This is a genomic window from Bradyrhizobium sp. AZCC 2262, assembly GCF_036924535.1.
In the GTDB taxonomy this organism is placed as follows: domain Bacteria; phylum Pseudomonadota; class Alphaproteobacteria; order Rhizobiales; family Xanthobacteraceae; genus Bradyrhizobium.
Genome location: NZ_JAZHRT010000001.1, coordinates 7093996 through 7110834, shown reverse-complemented (window position 1 = coordinate 7110834; position 16839 = coordinate 7093996). Strand labels below are relative to the sequence as shown.

The window sequence follows — 16839 nt, the reverse complement described above, 5'->3', positions numbered from 1 at the left end:
ATGTCTACGGAAACGAGCTTTGTGACGCCGGCGAACCCGCTAAGGGCCTACGCGTCGACGGCAGACCTCGCGATCTCCCCGCCGTCGCAGCGCGAGGCGAACGACCGGGCACGCGCGGTTCCTTCGCCAAAGGACCTGCGGACCGAGCCCGGGCCCGTCCGCTTCGTCATCATCGCGCTTGCCGTCAGCTTCCTCACCGTCTTTGTCGTGCTGCCGCTGGTGGTCGTGTTCGCATCGGCCTTTTCAAAAGGCATCAGCGCTTATTTCGCCGCGCTGTCGGAGCCGGAGGCGCTTTCGGCGATCAGGCTAACGCTGCTCGTGGCGGCGATCTCGGTCACCCTTAACCTCGTGTTCGGCGTGATCGCGGCCTGGGCGATCGCGAAATTCGAATTCCGCGGCAAGACCTTTCTGATCACGCTGATCGACCTGCCGTTCTCGGTCAGCCCGGTCATCTCGGGCCTCGTCTTCGTGCTGCTGTTCGGCGCGCAGGGCTATTGGGGTACGTGGCTGCAGGCGCACGACATCCACATCCTGTTCGCGGTGCCCGGTATTGCGCTGGCGACCATCTTCGTGACGTTTCCTTTCGTCGCCCGTTCGCTCATTCCGTTGATGCAGGAGCAGGGCACGCAGGAGGAAGAGGCTGCGATCTCGCTGGGCGCGTCAGGCCTGCAGACCTTCTTCCGCGTCACTCTGCCCAATATCAAATGGGGCCTGTTGTATGGCGTACTGCTGTGCAACGCGCGCGCCATGGGAGAGTTCGGCGCAGTGTCGGTGGTGTCGGGCCATATCCGCGGCGAGACCAACACCATGCCGCTATTGGTCGAGATTCTCTACAATGAGTATCAATTCGTGGCGTCGTTTGCGATTGCTTCGCTTTTGGCGATGCTGGCCCTGATCACGCTGATCGTGAAGACCGTTCTCGAACAGCGCCTGGACGAAGTGCAAACCCCAAGAGACGATTCAAGGGACTATCCAAGTGACCATTGAAGTCAAAAACATCGTCAAGAAATTCGGCGCGTTTGCTGCGCTCGACAATGTCGATCTGAAGGTCGGCAAGGGCGAATTGCTGGCGCTGCTTGGTCCATCGGGTTCGGGCAAGACGACGCTGTTGCGGATTATCGCCGGCCTCGACTGGCCCGACGCCGGGGAAGTGCGGATCGACGGCGAGGATGCGCTGGGACACGGCGCAAGCGAGCGCCATGTCGGATTCGTGTTCCAGCACTACGCGCTGTTTCGCCACATGACGGTGTTCGAAAACGTCGCCTTTGGTCTCCGCGTGCAGCCGCGCCCCATCCGCAAGGACGAGGCCACGATCCGCGCCCGCGTCAAGGAGCTGCTGGATCTCGTGCAACTCGACTGGCTGGCCAACCGCTATCCCAGCCAGTTGTCCGGCGGCCAGCGGCAGCGCATCGCGCTGGCGCGTGCGCTCGCCATCGAACCGCGCATCCTGCTGCTCGACGAGCCTTTTGGCGCGCTCGATGCGAAGGTGCGGAAAGAGCTGCGGCAATGGCTGCGCTCGCTGCATTCCGAAATCCACGTCACCTCGATCTTCGTCACCCACGACCAGGAAGAGGCGCTCGAAGTCGCCAACCGCGTGGTTGTCATGGACAAGGGCCGTATCGAGCAGATCGGCACGCCGGGAGATGTCTATGACAATCCCGCGACCGCCTTCGTCCACGGCTTCATCGGTGAATCCATCGTGCTGCCGGTGGAGGTTACCGGCGGCTCGGTGCGGCTCGGCGGCCGGCCGCTCAATATTGCCGCCGATGGCGCGGCCTCCGGCGCCTCAAAGCTGTTCGTCCGCCGCCATGACATGCAGATCGGGCCGGCGGGAACCGGTTCGCTGGAGGGCGCAGTGCGCCATGTCCGCTCGTTCGGCCCGATCCAGCGGGCGGAGGTGGCCCTCTCGGGCGGCGAGGGCAAGACCGTGATCGAGATCGACGCCCCCCGGGATCGGGAACTCCAGGCCGGCGAGATCATCAGCCTGCAGCCTCGCCGCTACCGGATCTTTGCTGCGCAGGATTGATGTTCCGTCATTCCGGGGCGCGAAGCGAACCCGGAATCTCGAGATTCCGGGTTCGATGCTGCGCATCGCCCCGGAATGACGTGTCAACGCGGCCCCCCGTTCACCATTCAGCCACGGTTGGTATGCAACAACGGCCGTCCAGCCTTGGGGGATTCTTTCAGTGAAACGGGCGACTACCGCCATTATCGGGCTTTTGCTGCTTGCCGGCTGCTCGGCAGACGTCAAAATCCCGGATCAGCCGGCCATGTATCTCGACATGGCGCAACCCGGCGCCACGCTCGACACGGTCGCCGCCGCGATCATGATCTCGCAATACCGCCAGAACAACGGCCTCGGCACCGTGGTGGTCGATCCGGAGCTGACCAGGCTCGCCGAACAGCAGTCCCAGGCGATGGCGGCCCGTAACAAGATGGACCACAATGTGAAGGGCCCGCTGGACAAGCGGCTGGGGGCTTCCGGCTATCCGGCAACGGTTGCGGTCGAAAACATCTCGGCCGGCTATCACACTTTGGCGGAGGCCTTCTCCGGCTGGCGCGACTCGCCGCCGCACAAGGCCAATATGCTCAAGAACGGTGTCACAAAATTGGGCATCGCGGCGACTTATGCTCCAAATACCAAATACAAGGTGTTCTGGACGCTCATCCTTGCATCAACCTGAAGCAGGTCCGGAAACGGGCCTCGATGCCTCACAAGGCGATAAACCCGGCGTGATCCTTGCTTCGATCTCGCGGATTGACGCCGTCGCGAACTGCGGCCACGGTGCCCCGGTCATTGTCCACTAGTCGACGGTCACAATGGATCATTCCGACTCTGCTCCAGCGACCACGCCCGCCAAGGCGCAGCGCGTACTGGTCCTGCAGGGTGGCGGCGCGCTCGGCTCCTATCAGGCCGGCGCCTTTCAGGCGCTGTGTCGGGCCGGCTTCGAACCGGAATGGGTCGCGGGCATTTCAATCGGCGCCATCAATGCCGCGATCATTGCCGGCAACGGCCCGGAGGCGCGCGTCGATCGCCTCAAGGAATTCTGGGAGATGGTGTCGTCTCCGGTGTCGTGGAGCCCCGTCACGCCGGGCGACCGCGCGCGCTCGCTGTTCAACGAGACCAGCGCCGCGCTGATTGCCACCTTCGGTGTGCCCGGCTTCTTCACGCCGCGGCTTCCGCCGGCCCCGCTCTGGCCGCCGGGCAGCCCGCAATCGCAGAGCTATTACGACACCGCGCCCTTGAAGAAGACGCTTGAGCGGCTGGTCGACTTCGATCGCATCAATGATCTGAAGACGCGGCTCAGCGTCGGCGCGGTCGGCGTGACCTCGGGCAACCTGAAATATTTCGACAATTTCGAGTTCAGGCAGCTCGGCAGGAAGATCGGGCCGGAGCACATCATGGCCTCCGGCGCGTTGCCGCCGGGCTTTCCATCCATCGTCATCGAAGGCGAGCATTACTGGGATGGCGGCATCGCCTCGAACACGCCACTCGATTTCGTGCTGGAGGAGGAGTTCAGGCGCGACCTCCTGATCTTCCAGGTCGATCTGTTCAGTGCGCGCGGGGAACTGCCGGAGTCGCTGCTCGACGCTGCCGAGCGGGAAAAGGACATCCGTTATTCCAGCCGCACCCGCATGAGTACCGACAAGAACAGGCAGATCCACAACGCGCGCATGGCGGTGCGCGATCTGCTCGGCAAATTGCCGGATCATTTGCAGAACGATCCGTCGGTCGAATTCCTGCGCAAGGCCTCGAAGGAAAACACCGTCACGGTCGTGCACCTGATCTACAAGGGCAAGAATTACGAGACAAATTCCAAGGACTACGACTTTTCGCATGTCGCCATGGTCGAGCATTGGAACGCGGGCGTCCGCGACGTTCATCTGTCGATGCGTCACAAGGATGTGTTGGAGCGCCCGCAATCTGGCGAGAGCATGAAGGCTTACGATATGTCGGGGGATGTTCCCAAGTCTCCCGGAGGCAAGCAGGAGTGATCAAATGGGTACGTTAAAAGGCAAGACGGCTGTCGTGACCGGTTCGACCAGCGGTATCGGATTGGCATACGCACGCGCGTTTGCCGGCGCCGGCGCCAATATCGTTCTCAACGGCATGGGCGTGCCGGCTGACATCGAGCGCGAGCGTTCCGGCATTGAGACCGATTTCAAAGTCCGCGCCGTGCATTCGCCCGCCGACATGACCAAGGCCGCCGAAATCGCCGAAATGGTCGCACTCGGCGAGAAGACCTTCGGCTCGGTCGATGTCCTCGTCAACAATGCCGGCATCCAGTTCGTCGCCCCGATCGAGGAGTTTCCGATCGAGAAATGGGACGCGATCATTGCGATCAATCTGTCATCGGCATTTCATGCCATCCGTGCCGCCGTGCCCGGCATGAAGAAGCGCGGCTGGGGCCGCATCATCAACACCGCTTCCGCGCATTCGCTGGTGGCATCGCCATTCAAGTCGGCCTATGTCTCAGCCAAGCACGGCATCGCCGGACTGACAAAAACGGTGGCGCTGGAGCTTGCGACCTTCAAGATCACCTGCAACTGCATCAGCCCGGGCTATGTCTGGACGCCGCTGGTCGAGCACCAGATCCCGGAGACCATGAAGGCGCGCAACATGACCAAGGAGCAGGTCATCAAGGACGTGCTCCTCGACGCGCAGCCGACCAAGGAGTTCGTGACGTCGGAACAGGTCGCAGCCCTTGCGCTGTTTCTGTGCGGCGACGATGCCGCCCAGATCACCGGCGCCAATCTCTCGATCGACGGCGGCTGGACCGCGGAGTAGGAATAGCGAACAGTGCCGGAGCGCCCACCCTCAATCCTAGTGGGTGGCGCTCTTGGCAATCGCCGCGACGCTTTCCGTCGACAGGTGCAACTCATTGAAGCCAAGCTTGCCGGCGACCAGAATCAGAACGGCGGCCAGCAGCAATCTCAGCACCGTCTCCGGCACGCGAACCGCGCAGTAACTGCCGATCACGATGCCGGGCAGCGAGCCTATCAGCAACACACCCATCAGCGCCCAATCGACCGAACCCAGCGCCCAGTGGCCGATGCCGGCGACCAGCGTCAGCGGCACGGCGTGCGCAATGTCGGAGCCGACGATGCTCGCCATCGGCAGGCGCGGATAGAGCAGCAATAGCGCGGTGACGCCGACTGCACCGGCGCCGACCGACGAAACAGAGACCAGCACGCCGAGCGCCACGCCGACCATCACGGTCGCGCTGCCGGTCGTCGAAGTGCCGAGCCGTTCCATGCGCTGGCGATATCGATCCATGATCGCCCTGCGGAAGATCAACGACGTCGCCGTCAGGATGAGCGCAAAGCACAGCACCACATTGACCAGGCTGCGCGCAGCCTCCGCGTTGAGTTCGAGCTGCCACAGCACAAGCAACGTGACGAGGCTCGCCGGGATGCTGCCGCTGGCGAGACGCATCACCGCCGGCCAGTGAATGCTCTGCGACCACCCATGCACCAAGCTGCCACCGGTCTTGGTCGCCGCGGCGTATAGCAGGTCGGTGCCGACAGCGGTCGACGGGTGGACACCGAACAGCAGGATCAACAATGGCGTCATCAGTGAGCCGCCGCCGACGCCGGTCATCCCGACCAGCAGGCCGACGCCGAATCCCGATGCAACGTAGAGAGGATCAATCATTTTCCAGGGTCAGATCTTTGGTTCCAGCGAGTATATAGCAGTTCCGGCATGGGCGTCCGATCGAACGAGACAAGAATGCTTTACGTGCAGATCGGAATCGCCGGATATTTTCTCTCATAGGCCGATACGACGATGGTGGCCTTCTGAGGCCTCAAATACGGCGGTCGCGGGGCGCCGATGGCCCATTCCGCCGGCCCGGAAGAGGCCGGCGCGATGTGGCGCGCTTGCTGTCCTATCGGTTTGAGATCAGCGTTTGCCGAACGCCAGCACGTGCAATCCGAGCCGCCGGCGCACGATCCAGAACAGCAGCACCGTCTCGAACGCCAGTGAGATCGACGTCGCGGCCGCAGCACCATGGCCGCCGAAGCGCGGCACCAGCATCACGCACAGCACGACGTTCATGACGAAAGCGAGCGCATAGGCCAGCGCGCAGATGTGCTGGTGGCCGAGCATGTTGAGCAGCCGCTCGACCGGGCCGATGGCGGAACGCACCACGAGGCCGACAGCGGCAATGAACATGATGTCGTAGCCGACCACGAATTGCGGTCCGAACAGCCATAGCAGCGGCTTGCCCAGCGCCAGCAGCAAAATGGTTGCGGCCAGCGACGGCCAGAACGTCCACTGGATCGCATGCGCCACATAGGCCGACAGCCGCGGCTTGTCGCCCAGCGCGTGATACTCGGCAAAGCGATGTGCCGTCGTCGCCGCCATCGCATAGTGAATGAAGGAGACCAGCGCCAGCGTCTTCACCACGGCGAAATAGACACCGACCTCTTCGGAGGAGCGGAATTGCTGCAGCACCAGCACGTCGGTGTAGGACAGCAGCAGATAAAAGCTTTCCACCAGCAGGATCGGCAACGAGACCGCGAGCCAGCCACGGAAATCATAGGCCTTGGGGCCAGGCTCGATATGGCCGCCGAGCCTGCGGTTCAGCACGATCATCTGGCCGATCATCGCGATCCATACCGCCGCGGCGCTGGCCCACATGGCGGCGGCGGCACCGAGATTGAAGCCGAGCACGAAGGCGCCGGCGGTCAGGCCGATGATCAGCGACTGCCGCACGATGAATTGCGGCATCAGTCCGAGCCGCATCCAGTCATGCGAGCGGGCGATGCCGTCCTGCGTGTTGGCGACGACAAACGCCGGCAGCGTCAGACAGCCGATATAGAGCGGAATGATCGTGTTGGCGTCGATCCACGGCGATAATCCCTTCACCACGCCGGCCAGCAACAGCGAGACGATGGAGGAGACGACGAACGTGATCCAGCGGCTGCCGGAGAGGAAGCCGCGCAGTAGCGCATGCTCGCCGCGGGTGCGATATTCCGGAATGATCTTTTGCGCGGAGGCCGAGATGCCGAAATCCATCATGCTGCCCAGCAGCAGCACCCAGGTCCAGACATAGACATAGACACCGTAATCCGAGCCGCCCATCCAGCGCGCCAGCAGGATCTGCGAGAAATAGGCGAGGGCTGCGCTGAAGACGCGGATGATGAAGATGGTGCCGGCCAGCCGCCTGGTGACGGAGGCTTCGCTGGAGCCGCCAAGCAGCGCACGCAGGCGCGCGATCACGCCGGCAGGCGAGGTGGTTGCGGATTGCGTATCCATCACGGCCACAAGGATGCATCCCCGAAACGCGCCGCGAGGCGGCGGCGATGGGTGGGTGTATCAACCATTCGTTAAGATTCGGTTGGGTGGGAGGCCTTGCTCCCCTGTCGTCCCTGCGAACGCAGGGACCCATAACCACAGGGCGAGGTTGCTTGAAAAGGTATCTGGCGCCGGCGTCTCTTCACGATCGCCGCGGCGTATGGGTCCCTGCTTTCGCAGGGACGACGAGAAACCGTCAATTCAAACTGACATTGAACTCGTAGGCCCGGTCGCCCCCGACCAGCGTCAGTTTGAGCGCGGCGCCTTCCGGGCTGACGCCGGGCGGCAGGCCGTCGAGTTCGAAGGCAAACCGTTTGACGCCGGGCGGGCTTTGCTCGACCAGCTTGGGAACTGGCAGCGCCCAGTCAGGCGTCGGTCCCTCGACGAACAGGTTGACCTCCTTGGCTTCGGGCGCGGTCACGTCGACCAGCACGTTGTTCTTTCCCTCGCGCTTGACGTCGCGGATGGTCAGCGGATTGGGGTCGCCGATATTGGCGGGCTTCGGCACCGTATTGAGCGCATCGGACAAATTGCCGTCCTCGGTGCTCGCCACGCTGGCAAAAGCGAGCTCGGCATTGGCTTCGACGGGGATGCAGATCTTGTCGCAGACCGCGTAGCTGATGCTGGCCCGCAGCGTTACCGGCTTGTCGGCATTTTTGGCGACGATCCGCAACGGCAACACGACCTGCTGCTTGTATCCCAGCGCGGTGCCGCCGGCGCCGTCGTCAAACTTCTTCGGTGCCGGCCACAGCACCGTCACGGCCTCGACATTGTCCGATTTTGAGAAGTCGAAGCGGGGCGGCACGCCGGAATCGCCGGGCGTTCGCCAATAGGTCTTCCATCCCGGCTGCAACTGGATGGCGACGCCGCCAAGCAGCACCGTGCCGCTGCGTGATCCCGCCAGCAACCGGACCGCGGAATGCGCGTCACGCTGCCATGGCGACGCATCCTCGGCGCGAACCTCCGACGTCGCGCACGCGACACACAAGGCAGCGACGCCGAGCGCGGCGCGCAGGGGAACTATCACGATCATGAGACGTCTTTACAGGCAAGTTGCGGCGCAAACCATTGAATTGCGTGTGATCGGCCGCCGAATGATGTCGGAAGCTTGATTGACAGAAACCCAACCCGATATCAGGATATGCAACCAGCAAGAGAGGCCTTTGCGGATGAGCCCTGAAGGCAAGACACCGAAGCCCGTTCGCCGCAAAGCCGCCGGCTTTGGCGACAATTCGTCCGGCGACGGTTATCTGGACGGCCGGCTGCTGATCGCCATGCCGGTCATGGGCGATCCGCGCTTCGAGCGCTCCGTCATCTACATGTGCGCGCATTCGTCGGAAGGGGCGATGGGCATCATCGTCAACCGTCCGGCCGGCAGCATCGATTTTCCCGGGCTATTGGTGCAGCTCGACATCATTGACAGGGCCGACCAGATCAAGCTGCCGGAAAACGCCGAGACCATGCAGGTGCTGAAGGGCGGCCCGGTCGATACCGGCCGCGGCTTCGTGCTGCATTCGAGCGATTTCTTCATCAAGGACGCCACGCTCAATATCGACGACGGCATCTGCCTGACCGCGACGGTGGACATCCTCAAGGCGATCGCCAAGGGCACCGGACCGAAGCACGCGATCCTGGCGCTGGGCTATGCCGGCTGGGCGCCGGGCCAGCTCGAGAACGAGATCCAGCACAATGGCTGGCTGCATTGCGACGCCGACCCGGAGCTGATCTTCGGCGATGACGTCGACGAAAAATATCAGCGCGCGCTGCGCAAGATCGGCATCGATGTGGGCATGCTGTCGAACGAGGCCGGGCACGCCTGAGTTTGTTTCCGCTAGCGGTCGCCACAACCACGGTGTCGTCCCTGCGAACGCAGGGACCCATACGCCGCGGCCGGCGTGTGAGGCAGGAAGGGCGATGGCGTCGCTTCAGCAACTCACGGCGGTGAACTGGCGAGCGAACAGCGTCAGCCACCACGCCTCCTCGATGAATCACGCGGTATGGGTCCCTGCGTTCGCAGGGACGACGGGGAATATTACTCCGCCGCCTGCTGCTGCACCGTCGGCTCGGTGCCGGCAACGGTCGCACGCCGCATGTCGCGGGGCTGCGACTGGTCGTAGCGCCGCACGCGGTGCATGGTCTGGCGGTTGTCCCACATCACGAGGTCATGCAACGTCCATTTATGGACGTAGACGAATTCCGGCTGCGTGGCGTGCTCGGTGAGATCGCGCAGCAAAAGCCGCGCCTCGGGCATGCTCATGCCTTTGATGGCGCCGGCATGTGATGACAAATACAGCGACTTCCGGCGATGCACCGGATGCGTCCGCACCAGCCGCTGCAGCACCGGCTTGAACATCGCCTTCTCTTCATCGGAATAATCCAGGAAGCCGAGCGAGCCGCGCGAATACATCAGCGAATGCTCGCAGATCATGTCTTCGATCTCGGCCTTGGTGTCGTCGTCGAGCGCGTCATAGGCCGCGCGCATGTCGGCGAATTCGGTGTTGCCGCCCTTCGGGTTCACCACCCGCGCCGACAGCAGTGAAAATTTCGCCGGGATCGGGCGGAACGAGCTGTCGGAATGCCACAGGCAGTTGCCGAGATTGAACAGATGGGCCCGGCTGTCGCGCGCCAGCGGCTTGCCGTCCTTGCCGAGGTTGGAGACGTCGTTCAACCCCGTGGTCAGGCGGTAGTCTTCCTTCTTGGTGATGTTGCCGCCGCGTGCACTCTCGCGCTCGCCGAAATTCAGCGCAAAGGCCAGTTGCTGTTCGTCCGTGATATCCTGGTTGCGAAACAGCAGCACGGCGTATTTGTCCATGCCCGCTTCGATATCGGCCGCTTCCTGCGGGGTGAGGGGACTGCGCAAATCAACGCCCGAAACCTCGCCGAAAAAATGCGGATGAAGCTGCCGGATCGTGACCGTCATGGCGTCTCTCCTGAAAGCGGCGGGCGGTTTGTCCCGCTCCATTTGCAGAAAAAATTACTCCCTGTCGTGCCCAAGTCAACGCCGCGAACGCATGCCCGTTACGCGTTTCGCGCCATCAGCCCGCCGTCCACGGGGATCACCGCGCCGGTCAGGAATGAGGCCGCCGGCAAGCACAGGCTCAGCGTCATATGCGCCACTTCCTCAGGCTCGCCGTAGCGGCCGAGTGCGGTGCGGCGCTTGGCGTAGATCGCCTTGTGCTCGGCGGCGATCCGGGCGGTCATGCCGGTGAGGATCGGCCCCGGGCAGATGCAGTTCACCGTGATGCCGTCGCGGCCGAGTTCGACCGCCAGCGAACGCGTCAGGCCGACGACGCCGGCCTTGGCGGCGGAGTAGGGGCTGTGCAACGCGGTAGCGCCGAGCGCCTCGGTGGACGCGATATTGACGATCCGCGGCGATTTCGATTTGCGCAGGTAGGGCAGTGCAGCGCGGATGATGCGCTGGTGCGCCGTCAGCATCACGGCCAGGCCTTTTGCCCAGGCCTCGTCATAGCCCTCGTCATCGATCGCGACGCGCACCGAGATGCCGGCATTGTTGACGACGATATCGAGTCCGCCGAAATGCGCCGCGACCTCGTTGACGACGTCGGTGATGTTGTAGCGGTCGGTGACATCGAGCGTCCACGCTTTTGCCGCGCCGCCGCTTGCCGCGATCTCGCTGGCCACGGCCTGCGTAGCCTCGGCGCTGATGTCGGTGACGGCGACGTTGGCGCCGTCCGCGGCGAACACCCGCGCGGTGGCGCGGCCCATGCCGCTGGCGGCGCCGGTGACGAGAACGGTCAGGCCTTTGACCGAGCGGCTGAACTGCTTGAAATCTGACATGATGAAGGTCCGGACAGGGAATGTGAGGTGCGCGTTGCAGGATTGACAAGGCTGGCATCGATCCGCAGACAGGTCAAACCAAGCCAAAGATCAAACAAGCAAGAAAAGGATCGCGGGGATGAACGAACTGGATTTCAGCGGCAAACAGGTGCTGGTGGTCGGCGGCTCCAGCGGCATCGGCAACGGCATCGCACAGGCTTTTCGCGCCAAGGGCGCGCATGTCGCCGTCTGCGGCACCCGCGCGGGCGCCGCCGACTATTCGCCCGACGAAGGCTCGCATCTCGAAGGGCTCGACTATTTCAGGCTCGACGTCAGCGACCCGCAGGCGACCGCAGCCTTGAAGCCGCCATTTGCGAAACTCGACGTGCTGGTGCTGGCGCAAGGCGCGGTGATCTACCGCCGCGGCGAATTCGAGATGGACGGCTTTCGCAAGGTGCTGGAAGTCAATCTGATGAGCCTGATGGCTTGCGCGACCAAATTCCAGGCGATGCTGAGCGCCGGCAAAGGCTCGCTGATCATCGTCAGTTCGACCGCCGCCTATCACTCCACCATGGGCAACCCGGCCTACAACGCCTCGAAGACCGGCGCGGTGGGGTTGACGCGCACACTCGGCGAGGCATGGGCCGAGAATGGCATCCGCGTCAATGGTATCGCGCCAGGCCTGGTCGATACCAAGATGACCAAGGCGACGACGTCAAATCCGAAGCGGCTTGAAGGCGCGCTGGAGCGGATCCCGCTGAAACGGCTCGGCACGCCCGCCGACATGGCTGGCGCGGCGCTGTTCCTGGCCTCGCCGCTTGCGTCCTACATCATCGGCCAGACCATCGTGGTCGATGGCGGGCTGATCCTGTAGGCCCCCACTTTGCTGAGAGGCGTTTCGATCGCGGTAGGAACCCGGACAGGTCTCACCGGTTACATCCTTTAGAAAACAGGAGTGACCACGATGGACAAGGATCGGATTGCCGGCTCGGCGAAGGATTTTGCAGGGAAGGTCGAAAGCACTATCGGCGACATGGCTGGTGATGCGAAGACGCAAGCCGAGGGCCGCGCACGCGAAGCCGCCGGTACAGTGCAAAATCTGTACGGCCAGGCCAAGGACGCGGCCAGTGAGGCCACCGACGCCGCCGTCAACTATGCCAAGGATGCTTATGAGAACAGCGGCGACGCCGTTCGCAGCGGCCAGAAAGCGGTGGCGAAAACGGTGCAGGAAAATCCGCTCGGCGCGCTGTTGATCGCAGGTGGAATTGGATTTGCGCTGGCTCTGTTGATGACGCGCCCACCGCGCCGCCCGCCGCCGCGCTGGCGGTATTACGGCTAGAGCATGATCCGGAAAAGTGGGCACCGGTTTTCCGAAAAGATCATGCTCAAATCAAAGAGATAGAGCGGAATGACGATTCGAAGAAGAGTCATCCCGCTCTAGGCCGCAGCCGTCATTCCGGCGCGCGCGTCGGAATCCAGAAGTCTTGATGCGAGATATCGAGAAGCGCGGCGCGAGATTCTCCGATGTGCAATTGCACATCGGAGTTCGATGCTGCCGCATCGCCCCGGAATGACAGCGTCTACCACGAGAAGAAATTGCCCCGTGGCACTTCGGCCGATCGTCCGACACTGCCCGGCGGGCGTGGCGCGCCCGGGGCTGCGGGTCCACGCGGCGGTGCGGGCTGGCGCGGCGTCGCGCCGAAGCCGCCGAAGAAATCGCGCAGCGACGGTTCGTTGGTTTGCGCCGGCCGGATCTGCTTCTTCTGCTGTAGCGGAGCCTGCTGCTGCTGAGGCGGCGGTAGCAGAAGCTGCCTCTGTCCGGGCACTGCCGCCACCGATCCGCTCGGCGAGGCGGCTGCCACCGGCGTATCGCCCTTGGCCTGCTCGCGGCCGATTTCCCGGCGCGGCCAGGCGTAATCGTCGGCGCGGCCGGCCGGCGCCGCCAGCGCCTCACCCTTCACCAGCGTGCGCGCCGCAAGCGCATCGACCGCGGCCGGCCGCGTGCCGGGACCGCCGAGCAACTGATCGGTGCCGACGGAAGAGGCCACCAGCGGCATGACCGGTCCGGCCAGCGGACGCGGCGCCGGCTGGCCCGGCACGACATTGGCGTCAGGCGTTGCCGGCTCGATCGGCACGGCGATCGGCCCCGAGCGGGCAGCAAGCAGGCGCGTCACCTCGCGCTCGACGTAATGCGCGAGCTTGCGCGCGCCGGCCTTGGTGAAGAAGACGCCGTCGTCGGAACGCAGCTTGCGGGGCTGGCCCTCAAAGTCGGGACCCCTCTGCATGAAGCGGCCGCCTTCGTCGACAAAGCCATCCCAGATATCGACATAGGTGATGCCGGCCTTGCCGACCCCGTCGCGGTACAGGGCATCGAGGAACAGCAAGTCTGACGTACCCTTCTGACCGCGGATTGCCGGCAGGCCGACCCACAACACCGGAACGCCTTTGGATTTCAGCACGCCAATCAGCTCTTCGATCTTCTTGGCGTAGAGTTCGACCCAGCGCTCATCGCGGAACTCATAGAGCCCGCCGCTCGCGCGCGCGCTCTTTTCGGGGGCTGCGATTTGCGGCGCATCATCGTCCTCGGCATCGTCAGCCTTCGCGGTATCGGCCTTCGCGGCATCAGCCTTGGCGGTGTCTGCCTTTGTTCCATCAGCCTTGCCGGCATCGGCCTTGGCAGTATCAGTCGAGCTTTCGGGCTTGGGCTTTGCATCGCCCGGCTTGGCGCGCGCGTCTTTCTTGTCGCCCTTCTTCTCAGGCGCTGCTTCGCGGATCGCCACGCGATCGTTGAGGCCGAGCATGACGACGATGGCATCCGGCTTTTCGGTGGCGAGGATGCCCTTGGCGGCCGCGGCCCAATCGGCCGGCTCGCCGCGCGGCTGATATTTGATCAGGCCCGATACGGTCTTGTGCTTGCGGATCACGCCCATGTCGGGCTGCTCGGCATAGGCGTCTTCCAGGCCATAGCCGAGCCAGTCGGCCATGGCGTCGCCCAGCACCAGCACGTTACGTTCAGCCACCGTGTCGCGCTTGGCCGGCCCGGGCGCACGGGAGAAATCCTGGCGCGGCGCCTGCGGGGCCTGTTGCTGGAACGGCTGAAAGAAATCGCCGCCAAACCAGCCGCCGCCACGTTGTGGCGCCTGGCGCTGCGGCGGACCGCCAAAGCCGCCGAAATTGAAGAATTGCGCGGAGGCCGGTCCTACGATCCCGACCAGAAGCGCGATCACAACCGCCAGCACGGCCAGCGGGCCGGTGTCGGTGAACACGCGCAAGAAGGACTTTGGCTTTCGCATCCGGCTCGGTCGCAATGGGTTGTGATGTGTCAAATGTAATAGCGGAATCGGGCCGCAAGCGGGCAGATTTCCACCCATAAACCGGGCTTGGCGCTGCGCCGTCAAGGGCGCCCGCCCCAATTGTTGGTTTTGGGGTTAGCAGGGCTCCCAAAACGGCTCATTGGCTGACTTATCGCAGGAAATAGGCCAGTTCCTTGCCCTTTTCGCCGGAAATATAGGGATCCTGCCACTTGTCCGTGGTCTGCAGGAAACCCTTGCCGGTCGGCCGCTTTGGGGGCGGTTTGCCCCTCAGCATAATGTCGCGCGTCTGCTGTTCCAGGACGGCCCTGAATTTATAGTGGTCATAGATGTCGAGCACATGGGTCGTGTAGGCCAGCGCCAGTGGCCTGTTGCCGCGCAACACCAGCATGTTCTCGTCATTGGCATAGGAGGCCTTGAACCCCAGATTGTGGCTGCCGGTGATCACGACGCAGTCGGTCTCCGACATCGGATCGATGACGACGATCTTGTCATGGATGATGGCGTGGCCGGCGCTCAGCAATTCGCGCTGGAAATCGCCGATCAGATCCTTGATGACGGCGGCGCGGATCATCAGCACGTTCGGAACGCCCTCCGGGCTGAAGATGGCTGGAGGCGGAATCTTCGGCTCGTCCTTGGGCTGGTCCTTCGGCGGCGCGACGAAGCCGGGCAGCGCGGTAGGATCGCTGATCGCGCCGAACACGGTGAGATCAGGATCGAGCCGGCCGAAGTCGATGCCGGCGGATACCACGGTGTTGACGTCTTCGCCTTCGGGATCGGTCCGCCCGGGGTTGAACACCAGGAAGAAGATCGCATCCTTGGCCTGCTTCATCAGCGAGAATACGAACTGCAGATCCGGCGGCACGGTGCGGGTTTTCGGCGTGCCGGTCTTCGGCGTGTTGGGCGAATACCAGAGATCGATTTTGGTCTTTCCCTTGTCGAGTGTCGTCGAGTTCGGTGTCGCGTCAGCCGTGCGCAGCGCAGGGCCCTGGTCAGAGCTAAGCGGGGCGCTGAGTGGCTTGGGCACCGGCAGCTTGTCGGCATGCAGCCTTGTCCAATAGTCGAGATAGGCCTCCGCCACGGCATCGGATTCGATGATGATCGTGTTGTTCGACTGAGCACACAGGCCGGTCTTGGTCCAGTTGGTGCTGCCCGACCACACGACGATCGGCTTGCCGTTCCTGTCGAGCAGGACCGCGAACTTGTTGTGTCCGATATGGGCGGAGTTATTGAACATCCGGTTCTGAAGCCGGCTACCCATCAGGGCCGAGAGCTTGGCCCGCGCGGCGGCATTTGTGACGTCCCAGACCGTGACGTTTTTCGGCTTGGCGGCGCTGCTCTTTTTTGTCTTCTTGGCGGCTTTTTTCGCCGCGCCCGTTTTCTTCGCCGCACTTAGCTTCTTCGCTGACTTTTTGGCCATCGTTGCGATGGATTTCTTTTGCGTGGCTTTCTTGACCACCTTCGATCTCTTCACCATGGTTTTTGCCGCGGCGGCCACGCCGGCCGGCTTCGCCTTCGTCGTCTTGCTGCCGGCGGTCGAGAGAATGAGATTCAGCCGCGCCTGGTTCTGCACCAGCAGATCGACCAGTTCAGCATCCTCCAGTTCATACAACGCGAGGTGCAGCGTTCCGTCTTCCTGTTCCGCGCGTGCGAACATCGATTTGAGCGCCGGCAGCACGTCGCCGGCGAGGAATGTCCGGATCGGATCGCCGGGCTTTTTGATGTGGTCGTCGATCTGCGGCTTGGTCGGCGCTTTGCCGTCGGGCGTCTCGAGCTGCTTGCGCAGATTCTGCGTCGACAGGATTCCGTTGTTGAAGAAGGCTGACACGTCACCGAAATTGTCCGTCACGCTGAATTCATTGGTCTCGCCGGCCTCGCCGCAAACAAACATCGGAATCGGATTGCCCTTGTATTTGCCGGGTTGCGCGGTCGGTGAGGGCGGCACCGCCACCCGGCCCGGCGCTTCCGGGCCGACCGGAACAATCTCGTATTTGGCGCGGAAGGGCGCGCGCACTTGCAGCGTGTCGCGGCTGCGTCGCAAGGTAAGGTCGCGCCAGGAGAATTTCTGGATCGGCCAGACGCTGGTGTCCTGTGCTTCCCAATCCGGGTTGGACTGGGTGTCGAAGGCAACCCATGCCGGCAACAGCCGGCGTTCGCCGGTGTCGAGATTGATGCGGGTGATCATGAAGCCGAGGCAGTCCTTGATCTTGCCGTCGGTCTTCCACGCCAGATAGGCGACTTCATTGTTACAAAAAGCGCGGGCTTCAATGACTTTGGCCACGACGATCTCCCGACCGGTTTCCGCGGGGATGCGCTGCGCCTGCCGTCTCGGCAGATCGAACAGGAATTAGAGGGGCAACGCTCGCGGCAGAGTATCCATCTCAACCAGGATGTTTGTGAGCTAACTGATACAATCGTGTGACAGGCTGTGCCTTCGATCCGGCGCCGAGA

General features: G+C 63.3%; 15 protein-coding genes. 8 read left to right on the top strand and 7 right to left on the bottom strand.

Features of this window, described 5'->3' with window-relative positions; translation table 11 throughout:
• The 5 genes from cysW (at position 1) to V1283_RS33370 (ending at position 4789) form a co-directional block, all read left to right on the top strand.
• Positions 1 to 987 (top strand): sulfate ABC transporter permease subunit CysW, encoded by a 987-nt coding sequence (gene cysW, locus V1283_RS33390; RefSeq protein WP_334390867.1) that lies wholly within the window; start codon positions 1 to 3, stop codon positions 985 to 987.
• On the top strand, positions 977 to 2026 hold the full coding sequence (locus V1283_RS33385; protein WP_334390866.1) for a sulfate/molybdate ABC transporter ATP-binding protein: 1050 nt from the start codon (positions 977 to 979) through the stop codon (positions 2024 to 2026). Before cysW ends, V1283_RS33385 begins: the two co-directional genes overlap by 11 nt.
• Positions 2027 to 2186: 160 nt before the next feature.
• Entirely contained in the window at positions 2187 to 2684 is a 498-nt protein-coding gene (locus tag V1283_RS33380) for a CAP domain-containing protein (RefSeq protein ID WP_334390865.1), read from the top strand.
• Between the two features lie 136 nt (positions 2685 to 2820).
• A complete protein-coding gene (locus V1283_RS33375; RefSeq protein WP_334390864.1) occupies positions 2821 to 3996 on the top strand; it encodes a DUF3734 domain-containing protein in 1176 nt (391 codons plus the stop codon).
• Between the two features lie 4 nt (positions 3997 to 4000).
• The gene (locus V1283_RS33370; RefSeq protein WP_334390863.1) at positions 4001 to 4789 is read left to right on the top strand and encodes a 3-hydroxybutyrate dehydrogenase; all 789 of its coding nucleotides are present in this window, start codon (positions 4001 to 4003) and stop codon (positions 4787 to 4789) included.
• Positions 4790 to 4825: 36 nt separating this feature from the next.
• On the opposite strand, the gene V1283_RS33365 is transcribed toward V1283_RS33370, so the two are convergent.
• From V1283_RS33365 to V1283_RS33355, 3 genes are all read right to left on the bottom strand, one after another.
• Positions 4826 to 5656, bottom strand: a complete 831-nt coding sequence (locus V1283_RS33365; RefSeq protein ID WP_334390862.1) for a sulfite exporter TauE/SafE family protein — start codon at positions 5654 to 5656, stop codon at positions 4826 to 4828.
• A gap of 246 nt (positions 5657 to 5902) precedes the next feature.
• Positions 5903 to 7261, bottom strand: coding sequence for an oligosaccharide flippase family protein (locus V1283_RS33360; RefSeq protein ID WP_334390861.1), 1359 nt, complete (start codon positions 7259 to 7261; stop codon positions 5903 to 5905).
• A gap of 235 nt (positions 7262 to 7496) precedes the next feature.
• Positions 7497 to 8333, bottom strand: a complete 837-nt coding sequence (locus V1283_RS33355; RefSeq protein ID WP_334390860.1) for a protein-disulfide reductase DsbD domain-containing protein — start codon at positions 8331 to 8333, stop codon at positions 7497 to 7499.
• A 136-nt stretch (positions 8334 to 8469) separates the two neighbouring features.
• On the opposite strand from V1283_RS33355, the gene V1283_RS33350 reads away from it, so the two are divergent.
• Positions 8470 to 9120, top strand: coding sequence for a YqgE/AlgH family protein (locus V1283_RS33350; protein WP_334390859.1), 651 nt, complete (start codon positions 8470 to 8472; stop codon positions 9118 to 9120).
• 212 nt (positions 9121 to 9332) lie between these two features.
• Here the strand turns inward: V1283_RS33350 and V1283_RS33345 are convergent, their stop codons facing one another.
• Together V1283_RS33345 and V1283_RS33340 are read right to left on the bottom strand one after the other, a co-directional pair.
• Positions 9333 to 10220, bottom strand: a complete 888-nt coding sequence (locus tag V1283_RS33345; protein ID WP_334390858.1) for a TauD/TfdA dioxygenase family protein — start codon at positions 10218 to 10220, stop codon at positions 9333 to 9335.
• A gap of 98 nt (positions 10221 to 10318) precedes the next feature.
• Entirely contained in the window at positions 10319 to 11098 is a 780-nt protein-coding gene (locus V1283_RS33340) for an SDR family NAD(P)-dependent oxidoreductase (RefSeq protein WP_334390857.1), read from the bottom strand.
• A gap of 118 nt (positions 11099 to 11216) precedes the next feature.
• Here V1283_RS33340 and V1283_RS33335 point away from each other — a divergent pair, with 118 nt between their 5' ends.
• On the top strand, positions 11217 to 11951 hold the full coding sequence (locus tag V1283_RS33335) for an SDR family NAD(P)-dependent oxidoreductase (RefSeq protein WP_334390856.1): 735 nt from the start codon (positions 11217 to 11219) through the stop codon (positions 11949 to 11951).
• A 90-nt stretch (positions 11952 to 12041) separates the two neighbouring features.
• Positions 12042 to 12416, top strand: coding sequence for a CsbD family protein (locus V1283_RS33330; protein ID WP_334390855.1), 375 nt, complete (start codon positions 12042 to 12044; stop codon positions 12414 to 12416).
• A gap of 241 nt (positions 12417 to 12657) precedes the next feature.
• Here the strand turns inward: V1283_RS33330 and V1283_RS33325 are convergent, their stop codons facing one another.
• Together V1283_RS33325 and V1283_RS33320 are read right to left on the bottom strand one after the other, a co-directional pair.
• On the bottom strand, positions 12658 to 14370 hold the full coding sequence (locus tag V1283_RS33325; RefSeq protein ID WP_334390854.1) for an SGNH/GDSL hydrolase family protein: 1713 nt from the start codon (positions 14368 to 14370) through the stop codon (positions 12658 to 12660).
• Between the two features lie 169 nt (positions 14371 to 14539).
• A complete protein-coding gene (locus V1283_RS33320; RefSeq protein ID WP_334390853.1) occupies positions 14540 to 16669 on the bottom strand; it encodes a hypothetical protein in 2130 nt (709 codons plus the stop codon).
• Positions 16670 to 16839: the final 170 nt, after the last annotated feature.